Below are 21,208 nucleotides of genomic sequence, written 5' to 3' on the forward strand. Positions count from 1 at the left end.
AAAGTTCATAAAGTTTGTAATATAGAAATGCCGTACGTTAAATAAAGTAGTTGCCCTGAGGGCATAAAACCAATAGAAAGAAATTTTTATAACCCATTTCATTTTTTCATTTTTTCATCTTTTCATTTTTTCATTTTTTCATTTTTTCATCTTTTCATTTAATTTAAATAACATGGAAATTATATTAAACACCGGTCTGGATTCGCTTGAGTTTGGCGATGGTACCGAAAAAGCAATTGCAATATTCGGGCAACCCGACAACACAGAGATTATAGACGAAGCGGAAATAGACTGGACGCTTATCCATAACTATCCTGAAACCGGATTGGCAATAATGTTCGACGGTCGCGAGAAACCTGCTTTCTTCAGCTGCGATTGCACCTCAGAAGATCTGGTTCTTGCCGGAAAAAAAATCATCGGGCTTCCTCAACAAGATATTATTGCCCTGATGCACGACCTGGGTTATGACAATCCGGAAACAGAAGACGAAAACTGGGGTGAAAAGCGCGTTTCATTTGAGCTGGCAGGTATCGACTTCTATTTTGAAGAAGATGAATTGGTTGCCGTAAGCTGGGGCAAAGAGTTCGAATGATAATTCGCGAATGACTGGCTTTATGTATTATAAATAGTGTTAAATTCGCACTCCGAAAAAAAGCGCGTCTATGTTTACATTGTTCCGGAAAGAGATCAGCAGCTTTTTAAGTTCGCTTACAGGATATATTGTAATTACAGTATTTCTGTTGATCAACAGCCTTTTTCTGTGGGTATTCCCCATGGATTTCAACATACTTGATTTTGGCTATTCAGGTATCGATGGGCTTTTTGTTATAGCACCGTTCGTGTTTTTATTCCTGATTCCTGCCATTACAATGCGAAGCTTTTCCGATGAGAAAAAAGCCGGAACCATGGAATTGCTGATGACAAAGCCGGTTTCGGAGCTTCACATTATATTATCAAAATATTTTGCCGGACTGCTGCTGGTGATTTTTTCATTGCTGCCAACACTCATTTACTTTTATTCGGTTTATAAATTAGGAGCACCTCCGGGAAATATTGATCTGGGCGCCACCTGGGGCTCATATATCGGATTATTACTGCTGGGCGCCGTATTTGTTTCTATCGGTTTGTTCTGTTCATCACTCACAGATAAACAAGTGCTGGCCTTTATTTTGTCGGTTTTCATCTGCGGTTTTGCTTACATCGGCTTCGAGTTTATTTATTCGCTTGAACTTTTCGGAAAAATTGATTTGCTGATACAATCAATGGGCATCAACGCACATTATGTATCCATGAGCCGGGGCGTTATTGATACGCGAGATCTCCTTTACTTTATCAGCCTGATTGTAGTTTTCCTGCTTCTTACAAAAATCTCAATTGAAAGAAGAAAATGGTAACAAAGAAAAATGCGGAGAAAACTTCCGTAACAACAAAACAAAAAAAAGCAGGGAGCAAAAGACAGAATCTTTTTCAACTGGGAATCAGTCTGCTAATCATCGTACTGCTCAATATTATTTTCTCATACCTGTTCACCCGTTTTGATTTGACCACCGAGAAGCGTTACTCGCTTTCTTCGGCGACCAAACAATTTATCAGGCAGGTAGATGATGTGGTACTTTTTAAAGTATATCTTGACGGAGATTTCCCGGCCGGTTTTAAACGCCTGCGCAGCGAAACCAAAGAAATGCTGGACGAATTCAGAGCATACAACGATAATATTCAGTACAAATTCATCAATCCGTCTGAAGGCACCGACAAAAAAGCAATCAAAAAACTACACGAACAGCTCATGTCAAAAGGGTTGTTGCCTACCGACCTGCAGGTAAAAACAAGCGACGGCTCTTCCAGACAACTGATATTTCCGGGCGCCCTGGTTTCTTATAAAGGGCGCGAAGTGCCGCTGCAGCTGCTTGTGAGCCAGCAGGGCTATAGCGCCGAGGAACAGCTGAATCATTCTATTCAAGGGCTCGAGTATAATCTGGCGAACGTGATTCGCAAACTGATTACTGTAAACAAACCAAAGATTGCATTTCTTGATGGGCAGGCCGAACTGCCTGATCTGCGTCTTGCCGACATCAGCAGTACGCTCTCCGAATACTACTCGGTTGAAAGGGTTACAATCAACAGCAAAATCAGCGCGCTTGCTACACGCGACACAATTAAAAAGCAATTCGTAAATAAATTTAAACTCCTCATCATTGCCAAACCGGATTCAGCCTTTGCCGAAAAAGATAAATTTTTTATTGACCAGTTTGTAATGCACGGTGGCAAAGTGCTATGGCTCATCGACCCTGTGTATGCCTGCATGGACAGCTTGCGCACATCAGACCAAACAGTGGCTTTCGCGAAAAATCTGAATCTGGAAGACATGCTTTTCGATTATGGAGTGCGCATCAATACCGATCTTATTCTTGACCTGAACGCACTTCCCATTCCGGTGGTAACCGGGCAGTCGGGCGGAAAACCCACCCAGGAATTTCTGCCGTGGTATTTCTTTCCCCTGCTCACACCCAGTATCAATCATCCTATTGTAAACAATCTAAACCTTATCACCACCGAATTTATCAGCAGTATTGATACCGTGGGCGGAAAAGGGATTCGAAAAACCATACTGCTCACCACAAGCCAATACTCCAGCCCGGTTAATACGCCGGCGCGCATCAGCCTCGATTTGCTGAATAAAAAATTAGACAAACGAAGTTTTAAAAGTCCTTTCCAGGCGGTTGCTGTCTTGCTGCAGGGACAATTTAAATCCGTATTCAAAGATCGTTTGCCGCTGGAAATCACACAGGACAAGGCAAACTTTGATTACAGGGAACAAAGCGCGGAGAATGCCATGATTGTTATTTCCGATGGCGACATTATTAAAAACCAGATTGATTTCAAACAAGGCTATGCCCTGCCGCTGGGATACGACCAATACACCAACCAGACATTCGGTAACAAAGATTTTATTCTTAACTGCGTCGACTATCTGTGCGATGATTCCGGCCTGATGACCGTGCGTTCGCGGGAGCTGAAACTCCGGCTTCTTGACAAGGAAAAAATCAAGAACAGCCGCCTGAACTGGCAACTGCTTAACAGCGTGCTGCCTGTTCTTCTCATACTTATTTTCGGACTGATACAGCTAATACTGCGAAAAAGAAAATACACAAGACCTATCAAAAGATAGCATAAACGTGCGGCGCTTATTCCTCCGCAGATGCATGCAGTACAATGTTATCCTGATAATGAAGTTATAATTATTTTATTATGAAGAAAAAGCCCATCATTATTGTTCTGGTTTTACTGCTTGCCGTTGTTGCAGTTATTGTGATTATAAAAGGGTCTAAAAAAAGTACCATCGACAGTCCCGAAAGCACCTTCGCTATTGAGGATACCGCCTCGATTACTAAAATTTTCATGGCAAACATGAGAGACCAAAAAGTAACGCTGAGCAGGAGCGACAGCGGAAGCTGGATGGTAAATAATGCAAATAAAGCATCCATTGAGGCAATCAATTATTTTTTGAAAACAATTCATAACGTGCAAATGAAAGATGTTGTCCCCAAAAAAGCACGTAACACTATAATTTCGCTGCTGGCCACCTCGGCCACTAAAGTGGAAATATACCAGCGCGTATATTTTATCGACCTCTTTAACCGCATCAAATTATTTCCGCACGAAAAACTGACTAAAACATATTATGTTGGAATGGCTACTCAGGATAACATGGGCACCTATATGCTGGTTGATGGTTCGGAAACTCCCTTTATTACGTATCTACCGGGATTCAATGGCTACCTTTCATCACGTTACAGCGTTATAGAATCAGACTGGCTCGACCATACCGTTTTCAATATCAAATACAACAATGTACATGCTGTTAGTGTAGACAATTATGATAGTCCCGATCAGTCGTTTAAATTAGTGAAAAACGGACCACGCGCGTTCTCCGTTTATACCCTTCACGGGAATAAAGAAGTAATGAAGTACGATACCACCAAAGTTATGGACTATTTTACCGGCTTTGAGAACCTGAGATATGAAGCAATTCTGACGGATCTTACAGCTGATTCCAGAGCAAAGCTAACGTCCAAGCCGTATATGCTCATTTCTGTGGAAGAAATGTCTGGTAAAACTGTCAAAATCAAGACCTTTCACAAAGATCCGGTGCTGGATCCCATTATGGGCGAAGATACGCTCCAGTATGACGGCGACCGTCTGTATGCGCTTATACATGATGATAATGATTTGGCACTGATACAGTTCTTTGTATTTGGACAGGTATTTAGAACCCTCGATTATTTTAGCGGTAAAGCCATTCCGCCGAATGAAGCATATAAATCAATAAAAAGTAAATCCGCGCATTAAGTGTAATCTCGTATTTTTATCTAAGTTTTTGTTATCCTGACTTTTAAAAGAATCGATTTTGGTTATAACGTCTTTATAACTTTTTGCGTGCAATTTTTGAAATTAGAGATTATTTATTACTTTTGCATGCAACGAACCGAACTCAAATTAACCATTCATAAAACCAGAACGCATGAAATTTATTGTATCAAGCTCCGTGTTGCTGAAAAATCTGCAATCAATAAGTGGGGTACTCAGTACAAGCAATACCTTGCCAATTCTTGAGAATTTTCTTTTTAACCTCGGTGAGAACTCGCTGAATATTACAGCTTCCGATCTGGAAACGACCATGACCGTAAATGTACCGGTGGTTAAAGCTGACGAGCCGGGCATGATAGCAATACAAGCCAAATTGTTGCTTGATATTCTGAAAACGTTTGGTGATATTCCCCTCACATTCACAATTAATGAAGACACCCTTTCGGTAGAAATTTCTGCCGGCGAAGGTAAATATAAGCTGAACGCTTTTAAAGGCGATGAATTCCCGAAAATCCCCACCATGGAAGACGGAACATCACTTGAAATCAATTCCATTACGCTGGCAAACGCAATTAATAAAACCATTTTTGCCACCGGCAACGATGAGCTGCGCCCGGTAATGTCAGGCGTGTTCTGCCAGATATCTGATGAAGACATCACCTTTGTTGCAACAGATGCTCATAAACTGGTTCGCTACCGCAGAACAGATACAAAGTCAACGGAAGCTGCTGCATTCATACTGCCTAAAAAGCCGCTGAATCAGCTGCGCAGCCAGCTCTCATCGCAAGATGTAGCTGTTAAGGTTGAATACAATACTGTTAACGCATTTTTCTCGTTCAGCAATATCAATCTTGTGTGCCGCCTTATTGACGGTAAATATCCAAATTACGAAGCGGTTATTCCGACCAACAACACAAAGAAACTCTTTGTTGACAGGGTGCTTTTGCTTAACACACTGAAGCGTATTGCCTTGTTTGCAAACCAAAGCACGCGTCAGATTCGTTTCAAAATATCAGGTCAGGAATTGGTGCTGAGCGCCGAAGACATTGATCTGGCTAACGAAGCAAAAGAAAGACTGACCTGCACTTTTGAAGGTGAAGATATCGAGATTGGATTCAACTCAAAATTCATTCTGGAGATGATGAACAATCTTGACACCGAAGAAATCTGTATTGAAATGTCGGCATCAAACAGAGCAGCATTGCTGCTTCCTGTAAACAGCGAAAATAAAGAAGAAGACATACTGATGCTCGTAATGCCGGTTATGCTGAATCAGTAAACAGTTATCAGTAAACAGTAATATACTGAGCACCCGTTTTTTTTGAAAAAAACAAACATAAAAAGCAAGAAAGAAGTTACTTCTTATTGCTTTTTTTTATAGGAACCCAACAGCCAGTACAATGCAAAGCGTGGATCCAACCCGTGAACTTGAAGCCCTCATCCGTCTGATAGACGAGCCGGATGAAGAGGTTTTTCGTAAGATACGGGAGAAGATTCTTGGTTATAGCAGCAGCGCTATTCCGCTCTTACAAAAGATTTGGGATAACAATTTCAACCCTCAAATTCAAAGCAGGATAGAGAGCCTGATGGCTCAATTACGCAGAGAGAGCCTGTATCAGGAATTATCAAACTGGTATACGCTGGGCGGAATGAATCTGTTACTCGGCTACATACTGGTAAGCCGCTCGGAGCATCCGAACCTTGACGAGGAAAAGATCAGAAATTTTATCGATAAAATAAAACAGGATATCTGGCTTGAGCTGAATAATAACCTCACTGCACTTGAAAAAGTGAGAATCATCAATAAAATTATTTATGACATTTACAGGTTTGACGGCAACCGCACTCATTTTCATTCGCCTTCAAATTTCCTTGTTGATCAATTAATAGAAACCCGCAAAGGCAGTCCTATTTCATTGTCTATACTTTATATAGTATTGGCGCAATCGCTTGGTATGCCTGTTTACGGTGTAAACCTCCCCGAACATTTTGTGCTCGCCTGGGTTGATGAACAAGCCGATGGCGAATTCTCAAACGAAGATGATGAGGGCGTAATGTTCTATATTAATGCTTTCAGCAAAGGAGCCGTTTTTTCAAAAAGAGAAGTCGATCAGTTTCTTATTCAGGTGAAAATAGCCCCACAAAAAGCATTTTATCAGCCTTGCTCAAACATTGATATTATTGTGCGTTTACTCCGTAATCTTATTTTTTCTTATAAGAAAATGGGCGAAAATGAGAAAGCCGCTGAACTTGAAAAGCTGCAGTCGATATTTATTGTTTGACAACCAAACTTCAGCTCCCCCACCCGATTTCATAAAATGCACTTCAAAAAACCTTTCGCCATTTAGGTTCAGGAGCCATACCCGTTTTGTAAAATACCATCCGCACGGGTATATTTGATGCGTCATTAATCTTATTTATTACCTGGATTTATTGTTCTATATCATTTGGTCAGTTCAATTATTATCCTATATTTGTGATGATAAAAATGTGCGTTACCCGGAATTTCAATTTTAAATAAAAGTGCACGGCAACAAGGAAATCGGACTTTACAGTCCGTGCTTCACTGTTGTGCATCCGGGTTTAGACAACAAATAAAATAAAACAACATAAAACTTATCATTATGACAAGAAGATTATCCTTCCGGATGTTTTGGGTAACATGCATCATGTTTACCATGATTACCGCAGGTTTCGGTCAGGCATTAAACGGCACCTACACCATTGGTGGCACTACGCCCAGTTATGCCACATTTACTGCAGCAGTAAATGACATCGTTACCAAAGGTGTCAGCGGACCTGTTGTTTTTCAGGTCAGAAATGGCAGCTATAACGAACAGATAAATATCGGAACAATCAGTGGTGTTTCATCAACCAACACGGTGACGTTTCAATCGCAAACCGGCGACAGTACTGCCGTAGTTCTGTCATATTATCCAACGAGTACAAGTAATTTCACGCTTAAACTCGGAGGTTGCAATTATGTTACTTTCAGTAAAATATCTATCAAGGCAACGGGAACAACCTATTCAACAGCCCTGTTGCTTGATAACAATTCATCCAACAACATTATAACTAATTGCGTGGTGCAGGCTAGCACAACTACAGCAACGGCAGTGCGAATGGCCGTCATCAATTCATCGGTCGGAGGCAATACAAATAACACCATCCGCAATTGTAAAATCATTAACGGAAGTTACGGAATTTATTACTATGGTGCGACAACAACCGGCATCACTGCCGAATATAACACACTTACAAACCAGTATTACCGGGCTATTGAGATGTCGTATCTGCGTTCGGTAATTGTAAGAGGTAATACCATAACTACCAGTTCAGCCTACGCCAATTTTATCGGAATAGCGTTGTACAATTGTGATCAGCTGATAAAAGTTGTAAGAAATAATGTGAATTATGCCAACGGCGATTATGGAATTTATTTAAACACCTGCAACGGAAACTCAGGTCAGAGAGGACTTGTAGCAAATAATTTCGTGAGCGTTCAGGGAACTTCAAGCGGTCTGGGGCATGGTATAGGTTTAGAACTCACCAATTATCAAAACATTTATTTCAACAGTGTTAACATAACGCGTAGCTCATCAACAGCCCGCTGTATCTATCAAAAAGGCACTTCATCTTCATCGAATCTCGAAGTACGAGATAATATACTTGCAGCCAATGGCGGCTATATGATGTACTTCGACCAAACGGGCGTGTTAAGCAAATCGAACTTCAACGACTTCTATACAACCGGCAGTTATGTGGTGTACTGGAATGCTGCAAACTATGCTTCACTTACCACCTGGAAAACGGGATCGAATATGGATACGAATTCATTTTCACTAAATCCCTATTTTGTTTCTGCTACCGACCTTCATGTTACTCAATCAATATTAAATAATGCGGGACAAACATGCGCTGGTGTTACCGATGATTTTGACGGACAGCTCAGAAATATCACATTGCCCGACATTGGTGCTGACGAGTGGACACCACCTGCCAACGATGCAGGTGTTACAAGCGTGTATCCGCCGTGCGACGGACTTGACAGCGTGTTTGTAACTATTAAAAATTTTGGCGGAACCAACCTTACGAGTGCAAAAATCAACTGGAGGGTAAATGGAGTACTGCAATCACAATACAGCTGGAGCGGTAATCTTGTTCCCAATTCCACGAGCAACTCTATTAACATCGGCTATTACAATTTTTCTGCAGGAACACAATACACCGTTATTGCTTACACATCGCTTCCGAATGCAGGAACAGACCCATTCAATCCTAACGATACGCTGAAAGTGATTAACACCAATGCAGGCATGTCGGGCACTTACACTGTTGGCGGCACGACTCCAAATTATGCTACCGTAAATGATGCACTGAACGCATTGTACACATACGGTGTGTGCGGTCCTGTTGTTTTTAATATTCGCAACGGAAGCTACAGTCAGCAAATATCGGTCAGCACGCTGAACGGTGTTTCGGCCACCAATACGGTAACGTTTCAGGCTGAAACAGGCGACAGTACTGCTGTTATACTTTACTCAAGCAGTTCGCCTGCGACTGTGTATTTTACCGGTGGTAACTATGTTATCTTTAAAAAGGTGACGATACGGCAGAATTCTTCGTACGCCGCTGCGTATATTAACACCAATTCATCCAACATCACGTTCAGAAGTTGCGTCTTTGAAGGATATAACAGCAGTACTACTACTGCTTCTTATTCCTGTGTGTATATTCCCGGCACAAGTACCAACAACACATTTATCAATAACCGATTCAAATATGGAACCTTCGGAATATACTGGTCAGGATCAAGTTCTACAGGTTTTATTGCGCAGAATAACCGATTTGAAAACACCTACTACAGAGGTATTGGGCTCACAAGCATCAAGGCGCCGCAAATTATTGGCAATTATTTCACCTGTACAACCAGTGCACAAAGTGACTTCATTGCAATTTACCTGAGCAGTTGCAGCGAAAATATTAAAATCTATAAAAATAATATTGACCTTGCCACCTACGGAACCTATGGGATTCAAATGATGAGCTGCACGGGAACAAGCGGTTTGCACGGGCTTATCGCGAATAATTTCATCAACCTTTACGGTTCAAATCTCACAACCGGATTCGGTATTTACCTCTCGGGGTGTAATTATCAGGATATTTTTTACAACAGTATAAATGCGAACCGGGGAACATCCACCTGTTATGGACTGCAGCAAATCAGTGCCGGCAGCGAGATTAAGATGGCCAATAATATTTTCTCCGCAAAATACGGTTTCGGAATTTATATAACAGATCCTTCAAGTATCACCGGCTCCAATTACAACGATTTCTATTGCTCCAACGGCATTATGGGTTATTGGAACGGAAACCGCAACACCCTTGCCGACTGGCAAACAGCCAGTGGCAGAGACACCAACTCATACAACGTTCTTCCGGCTTTTGCAGGAAATGCTGACCTGCACTGCCAGCAAACATTGCTCGATAACAAAGGAAGGGTTATCGGCGGTATAACCGATGATTTCGACGGACAAACCAGAAGTATTTCCACACCTGATATTGGTGCCGATGAATGGACAACACCGGCAGCCGATGCAGGCATTTCTGCTATTGATGTCAATCAGACCTTTTGCCCCGGAAACAGTAATATGTATGTTAGTCTGAAAAATTACGGAACATCAACGTTAACATCTGTTACGATTAACTGGACCGTAAATTCAGTGGCGCAAACTGCATTTTCGTGGACAGGTACACTGGCGCCGGGCGCTACGGTAGGTCCCTTCTCAATCGGAACCTATACATTCCTTCAGGGCACAGCATACACAGTGACGGCTTCAACATCGCTTCCCAACGGCGTAACTGATTTGTTTACATGGAATGATCAGAGCCAGATTCTGAATAAATATGTTTCGATGAATGGCACCTATACGATTGGCGGTACCACACCCGATTACGCTACATTTAATTTAGCTGTTACAGCACTGAACCAAAGGGGTGTTTGCGGACCCGTAATATTTAATGTTCGTAATGGCACTTATTCGGAAGCCGTTACAATTCCTGCCATCTTCGGAACTTCATCAACAAACACGGTTACGTTTAAATCTGAAACCGGCGACAGCACCGCCGCCATTCTGACGTATTCGTCAGGGTCAACATTATTCCTGAACGGGGCCAATTACATTACTTTTAAAAAGCTCACTATCCGCACAACATTATCAACTGCAAGAGCGGTGCAGATTGACGGAGGGGCAGCCTATAATACCTTTTCAAACAACATCCTTCAAGGGGTGAACGGCGCTCAGACTTCTGCTTCCTATGCTGTTGTATACTGCTCAGCCAGTGCGACCAACAATAACAACAACACCTTCAATAATAACAAGATACTTTATGGAAGTTATGGCATTTATTACTACGGTTACACCACACCGGGAACATCGGGCATAGTGATTACCAATAATATCATCACCGACCCCTATTACAGGGGTATTTATGCCGGATATTTACCGGGTGTTCAGATTAACAACAACAGCATCACCTACACCACTTCGTATTCAACATTTACCGGCATATACATGGAATACTGCAATGATAATGTGCAGGTAAATAATAACAAAGTTGACCTTACATCTTATGGTTATTACGCCTTGCAGATGTACTACTGTTATGGTACAGCCGGTCAGCACGGTATTGTTTCCAACAACTTCATGATGATTCGCGGTAGCGGTATTATTTATGGATACGGCATTTACAGTTATGACTGCCGCTATACAGATTATTTGAACAACAGTGTGAATCAACTTCACACCGATGGTAATAATAAAGCCTGTTATCAGACTTCCGGACAAAATCTGCGGTTCATCAACAATATTTTCCTGAGTAAGTATGGTTATGCTTTCTGGGTGGATAATCCCGCAGCTATTGTAAGCAGTGATTATAATGATCTGTACTCTGAGCTGGGATATACCGGTTACTGGAACGGCGCGCAAACCACACTGGCCAACTGGAAAACAGCCAGCAGCCATGATACCAATTCTTATTCAGTGAACCCGTATTATGTTTCTGACGGCAACCTGCATGTACAACAGCCCTTATTGAATAATGTCGGAAAACCCCTGCCCCAGGTAACAACTGACATTGACGGACAAACACGAAATGCTACCACACCTGATATTGGCGCCGATGAATGGAATATACCTCCCAATGATGCCGGCATCACAAGTATCAACCAGTTAATGACATTATGCCACGGCGGCGACAGCGTTTTTGTTGTTCTTAAAAATTATGGTGCAACAACCCTTACAAGCGTTACTATTAACTGGTCGGTGAACAGTGTGGCGCAAACGCCATATAGCTGGACCGGTTCACTGGCGCCCAATGCATCAATAGGCCCATTCAGCCTTGGATATTATCAGTTCAACATTGGTACACAATTTACGATTACCGCCTCAACCAGCAATCCGAATGGTCTTGTTGACCCCTTCCTGTTCAATGACCAGTCGCAGCTTACCACACAGTATGTCTCAATGTCGGGCACTTACACAATTGGTGGTGTGAACCCCGATTTTGCAACGTTCGGTACGGCCGTAACGGCGCTTACCACCTATGGTGTATGCGGTCCCGTTACTTTTGATGTTCGCAATGGAACTTACACTGAAAGTATCAATATCGGCAATATCACAGGCGTTTCGTCCATTAACACGGTTACTTTCCGCTCGCAGTCGGGCGACAGCACACAGGCAATTCTGACAAACTCAGGCAACGTTGTTACCATGTCCGCATCGAATCCGCTCTTTATAAGTTTTTATAAACTGAATATCAGAAGTACCAGCGGACGTGCTTTCTATATCTACAATGGCAGCACGAATATCAATATTACTAATTGTATCATAGAAAGTCCCGCTACTTCATCAACGAGCTACAGCGGAATTTTTATGAGCGGGATTCCTGCTACAACAAGCTATATCCGGATTAAAAACAATGTTTTCAAAATTTGCGGATACGGCATTTATTTCACTGGAAACACAGCACCCGGACTTGAGATTTCGAACAACCAGTTCATGAATCCTTACTACCGAGGTATCTCAGTATCAGGCGCAACAGCACCTGTTATAAAACAGAATTACATCCTTACAAACAGCAACACATACAGCGACTTCAATGGTATTGAAGTTGTTTCCTGCCCGAATGCGTCGATACAGAAAAACACCATTGATAACAGTACAAGCGGTGCAAGTACCAGCTATTACGGCATTTATGCAAATTCATGCGACCGTGTGCAGGTTAAGGAGAATTCAATAGTCAATTCCTATACAAGCTATTCTACTTACCGCGGAATTTATTTAACAAGCTGCAGCAATGATATTCTGGTGAGCCGCAATAAAATCAGGACATGGTCGGGTTACTATGGAATATTCATTGAATCGGGAACCGGAACTTCTACAAATCACCAGTTAATTGTCAATAATCTGGTGAGTATGGCGGGTACCTATCCAAGCTACGGTTATGGCATCTATTCCAGTGGCTGCACGTATCTTGATGTTTACTACAATTCTATAAACATCCCTAACAGAACATCATCCACAACAAGAGGGTTATATCAAACGGGCGGCTCAGGCAATTACCAGATTAAGGATAACATTTTCTCACAGAAATACGGTAACTGCCTCTTTATTGAAACCGGTACATTCATAAACTACTGCAACTTCAATAATTTCTATAATGCCAATGGTAATGTAGGAAGCTGGAACGGAAGTACCTATACCACACTTACTGCATGGCAGCTTGCCACATACAAGGATTCATTATCCTATTACCTGAATCCGCGCTTTGTATCCGACACCAACCTGAATCTTCAGGAACCGTTGCTGGACAATGTCGGCAATCCGATAAGCGGTATAACCGTTGACTATTTTAACAATACCAGAAATGCTCAGCATCCCGATATGGGCGCTATTGAATGGACCGCACCACCTCTCGATGCCGGTATTCAGGCTATTGATGATGTCGCCAGTTTCTGTATTACCAGTGATAGTGTTTACGTAACTCTTAAAAATTTCGGATCAACCAACCTTACCAGTGCAACTATCAACTGGACTGTGAATGGGGTTGCGCAGACTCCGCACAACTGGACAGGCAATTTGGCACAGGGTCAAACCTACGGACCGTTTGCTGTTGGTATGTACAACTTCAGTATTGCGACTTTATATTCAATTTATTCATGGACATCCAACCCTAACGGTGGAAGCGATGTTTATGCGTTCAACGATTCTGCCAAAGTATTGAATAAATATCTGGCTATGTCGGGAACCTACACTATTGGTGGAACAAATCCGGATTTTGCAACCTTCAGTCTGGCGGCTACAGCTCTTGCCAGCAGCGGAGTTTGTGGTCCCGTATTATTTAATGTCAGGAATGGCACTTATTATGAAACATTCAGCATGAATGCCATTAACGGTGTTTCCAGTACTTACACAGTAACGTTCCAGGCAGAAAGCCTCGACAGTACAAGTGTTGTGCTTACGTATTCAGGAACGCCACTCACCTTCAGCGGAGCCGATTATGTGACTTACCGTAAGCTGACCATACGCAATACAGGAAGCAACCCGGTTGTTGGTCTGCAAAGTAATTCAAATAATATCGGTATTAAAAATTGCGTAATTGAAGGATATACAGGTGGCTCAACATCTACATCGTATTCGCTGATATATGCAAGTGCCATTACATTGTCAAGCAATTTCACCTTAGCCAATAATAAGATGCGCTTCGGAAGTTTTGGAGTGTATTGCACGGTTTCATCCAATGTTACAGGATGGGATATTAGTAATAACCTCATGTCAGGGCAGTATTACCGAGGTGTATATGAAGATAATGTATTGAATTCACGCATCAGCGGAAATACAATCTCAGTTTCTTACTCGTCGGGTACGGGAGTCTATGTTTCGAATTGTCCTTCGATAGAAATTACGTCAAACAGTATTAACGCCACCGGCAGCAGCGCCGACGGAATTTATGTAAGTAGCTGTGCAAATAATATTAAAGTAAGCGGGAACAAGAGTAATGCCGGATTGCATTCCATTTATCTTATATCATGTGCAGGAACTTCATCGCTAAGAGGTCTAATCTCAAACAATTTTGCGATGCTGCCTAATAGTTCATGGAATGGCGACAATGCAGGTATTTATTTAAACAGCAGCAACTATCAGGATGTATTCAACAACAGCATTTACGCTACATCAAACGATTATGGGATTTATCAAACAAATGGCTCCTTCCTCAGAATTAAAAACAACTCTGTGGTAACTGTTTCGGGATATCCTATTTATATTAATAATCCGACAGCCATTTCCGAAAGTGACTATAATAATATATACACTACAAGCGGCTATTACGTAGGTTATTGGAATGGCGACCGTATCAACCTTGCTTACTGGCAAAGTGCCAGTGGTCAGGATGCGCATTCAATCAGCGTTCCACCCAATTACCTAAGCTCAACAGATTTACATACGTGCAACGTTCAATTCAACGGAGCTGCAACGCCTTTAGCATCTGTAACCACTGATATTGACGGGCAGCCTCGCGATCCTTCAACACCTGATATTGGTGCCGATGAATTCTCGGGCAGCTCGCTGAATCCGGGAACTATCAGCGGAAACACAACTGTTTGCGCGGGTCTCACTAATCTTATTTATTCAATTGTGGCTATTCCTGGTGCTACAAGTTACACCTGGACAGTTCCCACGGGCTGGACCATCACTTCAGGTCAGGGCACAAATAGTTTGCATGTAAATACAGGCAGCAATTCAGGCAGCGTATGCGTTTATGCTTCCAATAGTTGCGGAACAGGGTCCACTTCTTGTCTCTCAGTAAATAATTCAGGTTCTATCAGTCCGGGCGCTGTTTCAGGAACAGCTACCGTATGCGGTAATCAGTCAGGACTTATATATTCCATATCTTCTGTTTCGGGTGCTACAGCTTACAACTGGACTGTTCCTTCGGGCTGGTCAATTACGGCCGGACAGAATTCGACTTCACTCACCGTAACATCAGGAAGTAATTCAGGAAATATTTGTGTAACGGTTACCAGCGGTTGCGGAACGTCATCACCGTCGTGCTTGGCAGTTACGGTTTCGAATACTGTTTCAACACCGGCAACTATTATTGGATCTGTAACCGTGTGTTCAACTGATACAGCATTGGTTTATTCAGTAAGCAGTCAGCCCGATGCAACATCGTATCTCTGGACTGTTCCTGCAGGTTGGACTATTACGCAAGGTCAGGGAACAACCTCTGTTAAAGTGAATGCAGGAACCACCAGTGGAAATATCTGTGTAAAAGCAGTGAACTCATGCAATATTCAATCATTGGCCTCCTGTTTAGCAATAACTGTTAATAATAGTATTTCAGCGCCGGGCGCTATCAGCGGAAGCACAACCGTTTGTCAAAGCCTTGCAGGCATAGCATTCAGTATCGTTCCGGTGTCGGGTGCCACATCGTATACATGGTCTGTTCCAACCGGATGGAGTATCACTTCCGGTCAAGGAACCAATGCAATTATTGTTACGTCAGGAACTTTAGGCGGTAATATTTGCGTCACAGCCACCAACAGTTGCGGAGTAACTTCAGGTTCTTCCTGTTCGCTGATTTCGATTATTTCAAGTATGATTGCTCCGGGGACAATTACGGGTCTAAGCGGGGTTTGCCCGAGTCAGCAGGGATTAACCTATTCCGTTGCCACTGTACCGGGTGCGACTTCGTATAATTGGACCGTACCAACAGGATGGACCATTACAGGCGGTCAAAGTACCAGCAGCATTGTTGTAACTTCAGGAACATTGAACGGCAGTATTTGTGTTACGGCGACCAATGCATGCAACATCACCTCTACTGCTTCATGCCAAACAGTCAATATCACAACTACGTTCCCGGCACCTTCGGGCATTACCGGAAACAGTATTGTTTGTCAAAATCAACAGGGCATCACATATTCTGCAGCAAGTGTTCCCGGTGCCATGTCATACAACTGGACTGTTCCTTCGGGATGGACAATAACGTCAGGACAAGGCACAGATAATATAGTAGCAACAAGTGGCACAGGTGGAGGAAATGTTTGCGTTACCGCGACAAATGCCTGTAACATCACTTCATCTGCAACCTGCGTGGCGGTCAGCATCAATTCAAGCATGCAGGCTCCCGGTGCAATAACCGGGACATCGAGTGTTTGTCCGAATCAGGCCGGTATCAGTTACTCTATTTTACCGGTTTCAGGTGCCGTTTCTTATACGTGGAACGTCCCCACAGGATGGACCATCAATTCAGGTCAGGGCGGCACATCCATCAATGTTACATCCGGATCGAATGGAGGAAGCCTTTGTGTAACTGCCACAAACTCGTGCGGCACTACATCGGTTTCATCCTGCCTGTCTATTTCTATTAATAATTCGGTGACGGCTCCCGGCAGCATTAGCGGAAGCAGCAGCGTTTGTGCCGGACTTACCGGTTTAGTATATAGTGTACAGCCAGTTTCAGGAGCGGTCTCCTATTCATGGACGGTTCCTGCGGGATGGACAATAAGCGGTGGGCAAGGATCAAACAGCATTACGGTGACAGCAGGCAGCACTAATGGCAATCTATGCGTTTCAGCGGTGAATGCCTGCGGCAGCAGTTCAAGCAGTACTTGTCTTGCCGTCGCAATAACGACCACCATGCAAGCTCCGGCTTCAATCAGCGGTCTTACGGGGGTTTGCCCAAGCCAGTCAGGTCTCACTTATTCAGCATCGGCAGTTCCGGGAGCAACTTCTTATACATGGACTGTACCCACAGGATGGACTATAACAGGCGGACAGGGAACGGACGCCATCACCGTTACATCGGGAACCGCAGGCGGCTCGATTTGTGTAACAGCAACAAATTCCTGTAACATTACATCATCCTCAACCTGTATTAGTGTGAGTATGAGCACCAACTTCCCGGCACCTTCAGGTATTTCAGGAAATATTACTGTATGCCAGAGCCAACCGGGCAACAATTATTCTGCAGCATTAGTGCCCGGCGCAGCATCCTATAACTGGACTGTGCCAACCGGATGGACAATAACATCAGGGCAGGGAACAACAGATATAACAGTTACTTCAGGTACAACAGGCGGAAATATTTGCGTTACCGCGACAAATGCCTGCGGCATCACTTCAACCTCAACCTGCATTTTTGCAAGTATCAATACCAGTATGCAGGCGCCCGGCAGTATCAGTGGTCTGGCAAGTGTTTGTCAAAGCCAGAATGGCATCAGCTACTCCATCACTCCGGTTAGTGGCGCGGTTTCGTATGCATGGGTAGTTCCCACGGGATGGACCATAAACTCCGGACAAGGTACAACGGCTATTAATGTTACTTCAGGTACGGCCGGTGGTTCTATCTGCGTTACCGCGACTAACTCATGCGGCACTACTTCAGTCTCATCGTGCTTCTCTATAAGCATTAACAGCACCGTGGCTATACCCGGAACTATTTCCGGTAATGCCAGCGTTTGCTCCGGTCTGGCTGGTGAGGTGTATTCGGTACAACCGGTGAACGGAGCGGTGTCATACACCTGGAGCACGCCTACCGGATGGACTATTACTTCCGGACAAGGCTCAAATACTATTACCGTTACTTCCGGTTCTGTCGGTGGCAGCATTTGCGTGTCGGCAGTTAACGTTTGCGGCAGCAGCTCATCCAACTCATGTCTGCCCGTTTCTATTACGACTACTATGCAGGCTCCGGGAGCTATCACAGGTCTTACGGGCGTTTGCCCCAACCAGCCGTTGCTTACTTATTCTGTAACCGCAGTTCCGGGCGCTTCTTCTTACACTTGGACCGTACCAACGGGCTGGACCATTGCGGCAGGACAGGGCACCAACTCGATTACGGTGACTTCAGGAAGTACTAACGGAGCTATCTGTGTTACGGCTACCAACGCCTGTAACATAACCTCCTCTGCAACGTGCATTAATGTAAATATCAGTTCTACTTTCCCGGCTCCTTCGAGCATCATTGGTAATAATTTCGTGTGCCAGAACACTCAGGGACTCTATTACTCCGTTACGCCCGTGCCGGGTGCTGTTTCATATACATGGTCAACGCCTTCAGGATATATAATAACAGGTGGACAGGGTACCGATAATATTGTGCTCACTTCAGGTACTTCAGGCGGAAATCTTTGTGTTACGGCAACCAATGCCTGCGGCATCACTTCGGTGGCTACTTGCCTGGCTATTTCTATAAACTCAGGGATGCAGTCTCCGGGCACCATCACCGGCGTTTCTACGGTTTGCTCTAACCAGACAGGACTTACCTACTCGGTGGTTCCGGTCAGCGGGGCGGCATCATACACATGGACTCTGCCCAACGGATGGATTATTCTTTCCGGTCAGGGAACTGCCAGTATTACGGCAACTTCAGGTGTATCGGGCGGCAGCCTGTGCGTTACTGCAACAAATGCATGCGGTATCACTTCGGTAGCTTCATGTCAGGCGGTGTCCATTAACAGCACCATTCCTACTCCGGGAACCATTACTGGTATTGCTTCGGTTTGCCCGAATCTGGCAGGGCTGGTTTACAGCATTCAGCCGGTGGCAGGTGCGGTCTCATATACATGGACTGTACCAACGGGATGGACCATTTCATCAGGTCAGGGGACAAGCACCATTTCGGTGGCGTCGGGTAGCGGTAATGGCAACCTTTGCGTTACGGCTACAAACTCATGCGGGGTGACATCATCTTCGTCCTGCTTGCCGGTATCTATTGCCACATCAATGCAGGCGCCTGCAGCTATTACTGGTTTGGCTGCCGTTTGTCAGGGACAGGCTGGTATATCCTATTCGGTCACTCCGGTGCCGGGTGCCGTTTCCTATTCATGGAACGTACCCTCGGGATGGGTGATTAACTCAGGACAGGGGACCGACAACATCAATGTGACTGCAGGCAACTCTAACGGAAGCATCTGTGTAAACGCAACCAACTCTTGCAACCTCACATCACAGCCTACCTGTCTTACCGTATCGATTAATACAAGCATGCAATCCCCGGGCCTCATATCGGGTGTGGCCAGTGTTTGCCCCAGTCAGTCAGGTTTGATATATGCTATCACTCCGGTGGCAGGTGCTACATTATATACATGGACACTGCCCACAGGCTGGATTATCAACTCAGGTCAGGGTACCGACAATATCAATGTTACGGCCGGTTCAGGTAGCGGTAGCGTTTGCGTGACCGCGACAAACACCTGTAATAACACTTCGGCGCCTTCATGTCTGAGCGTTTCGTCTAACTCTTCGGTTTCTGCACCGGGTACCATCAGCGGTAATCCGGGAGTGTGCCCGGGACAGACAGGTCTTAACTACAGCATCCTCCCGGTTACGGGGGCTTCATCATACAACTGGACATTCCCAACCGGATGGATTATTACTTCCGGGCAGGGTACTACTACCGTGAGTGTGATTGCCGGTAGTGCCAGCGGAAGTATTTGTGTGACCGCACTCAACTCCTGCGGACTCACTTCTACCGCTTCATGTACTTCGGTCACTGTTTCCAATTCTCTTGCTGCTCCGGGTACAATTACCGGAAACGACAGCGTTTGCGGTGGAAACTCAGGACTCACCTACTCTATTGCTCCGGTGAGCGGTGCAAGCACTTACAACTGGACACTGCCTTCGGGATGGGCCATTACTGCCGGTGCAGGTACTACTACTATTAACGTTACAAGCGGAACAATCAGCGGCAGCATTTGCGTAACGGCCGGTAACGGCTGTTCGGTGAGTACCGCGTCATGCCGCAACGTGGTGGTGAAAGCCGTGGTGGGTACGCCTCTTTCTATCTCCGGAAACAGTAATATTTGCGGTGGCAATACCGGACTTGCATATTCAATATCGCCGGTTGCTAATGCTACGGCTTACTCTTGGACCGTCCCCAACGGATGGACCATTACTTCAGGACAGGGCTCTGCAAGCATTATGGTAAATGCCGGTACAAACCCGGGCACCATTTGTGTGGTGGCATCCAACGCATGCTCTTCCAGTTCGGCTGCTTGTATTCCGGTAACCGTTGGACAGGCCCCGGCACAGCCCACGGCTGTTTACGGACCCGACAGCATTTGCCCCAACACCACAGGACAGGTATTCTACACGAACAATGTGTCGGGTGCAAGCTCCTACTTCTGGTCATTCCCGGCAGGCTGCGTGATTGTGTCAGGACAGGGTACCACCATGGTTACCGTCGATATGGGTGCTGTTGGTGGAACCATCTCGGTGGTGGCGTCCAACTCCTGCGGAAACAGTGCTGCGGCAACACACGCAATAGGGCTGTATCCCGTTCCGGCTATTCCGGTGATTTCCGTTTCAGGAAACAATCTGATATCTACTTCTGCATACGCTTACCAGTGGCAGCTCAACGGTAGCGAGATTCCGGGAGCTGTGCTGCAGGCTATCGCACCATCGGGCTCCGGATTCTACAACGTAACCGTTTACAACAGCTTCGGCTGCTCGGCTACTTCGGCGCCGTTCTCATACAATGCCAGCGGTGTGGATGAAGTAACTACCGATGCTTCGGGAATGAACGTATATCCAAACCCGGTGCATACCATGCTTACCCTGACAGCTGACTTTGCTCAGGAACAAACGTTCTCAGTAAGGTTGATGAATGTTTTGGGCGAGCTGGTTAACGTAATTGACGATAACTACACAGGTACAGCATACTCCAGAACTGTGAATATGGAACAGCTTCCTTCAGGCGTTTACTACATCATTCTCAGCACTAAGGATAAAAATATCTATACCAAAGTGGTCAAAAACTAAAGTTCATCTAT

General features: G+C 44.5%; 7 protein-coding genes. All 7 read left to right on the forward strand.

Annotated elements, in window-relative coordinates:
- Positions 1-172 precede the first annotated feature (172 nt).
- A complete protein-coding gene (locus WCM76_05860; protein MEI6765147.1) occupies positions 173-592 on the forward strand; it encodes a hypothetical protein in 420 nt (139 codons plus the stop codon).
- 70 nt (positions 593-662) lie between these two features.
- Positions 663-1,394, forward strand: coding sequence for a gliding motility-associated ABC transporter permease subunit GldF (gene gldF, locus WCM76_05865; GenBank protein ID MEI6765148.1), 732 nt, complete (start codon positions 663-665; stop codon positions 1,392-1,394).
- On the forward strand, positions 1,388-3,169 hold the full coding sequence (gene gldG / locus WCM76_05870) for a gliding motility-associated ABC transporter substrate-binding protein GldG (protein ID MEI6765149.1): 1,782 nt from the start codon (positions 1,388-1,390) through the stop codon (positions 3,167-3,169). Before gldF ends, gldG begins: the two co-directional genes overlap by 7 nt.
- Positions 3,170-3,249: 80 nt before the next feature.
- The gene (locus WCM76_05875) at positions 3,250-4,350 is read left to right on the forward strand and encodes a DUF4340 domain-containing protein (GenBank protein ID MEI6765150.1); all 1,101 of its coding nucleotides are present in this window, start codon (positions 3,250-3,252) and stop codon (positions 4,348-4,350) included.
- Positions 4,351-4,522: 172 nt separating this feature from the next.
- On the forward strand, positions 4,523-5,647 hold the full coding sequence (gene dnaN, locus WCM76_05880) for a DNA polymerase III subunit beta (GenBank protein MEI6765151.1): 1,125 nt from the start codon (positions 4,523-4,525) through the stop codon (positions 5,645-5,647).
- A 130-nt stretch (positions 5,648-5,777) separates the two neighbouring features.
- Entirely contained in the window at positions 5,778-6,650 is an 873-nt protein-coding gene (locus WCM76_05885; GenBank protein MEI6765152.1) for a transglutaminase-like domain-containing protein, read from the forward strand.
- 342 nt (positions 6,651-6,992) lie between these two features.
- Entirely contained in the window at positions 6,993-21,197 is a 14,205-nt protein-coding gene (locus WCM76_05890; protein ID MEI6765153.1) for a right-handed parallel beta-helix repeat-containing protein, read from the forward strand.
- The last annotated feature ends 11 nt before the right edge of the window (positions 21,198-21,208 follow it).

This window comes from Bacteroidota bacterium (assembly GCA_037133915.1).
In the GTDB taxonomy this organism is placed as follows: domain Bacteria; phylum Bacteroidota; class Bacteroidia; order Bacteroidales; family CAIWKO01; genus JBAXND01.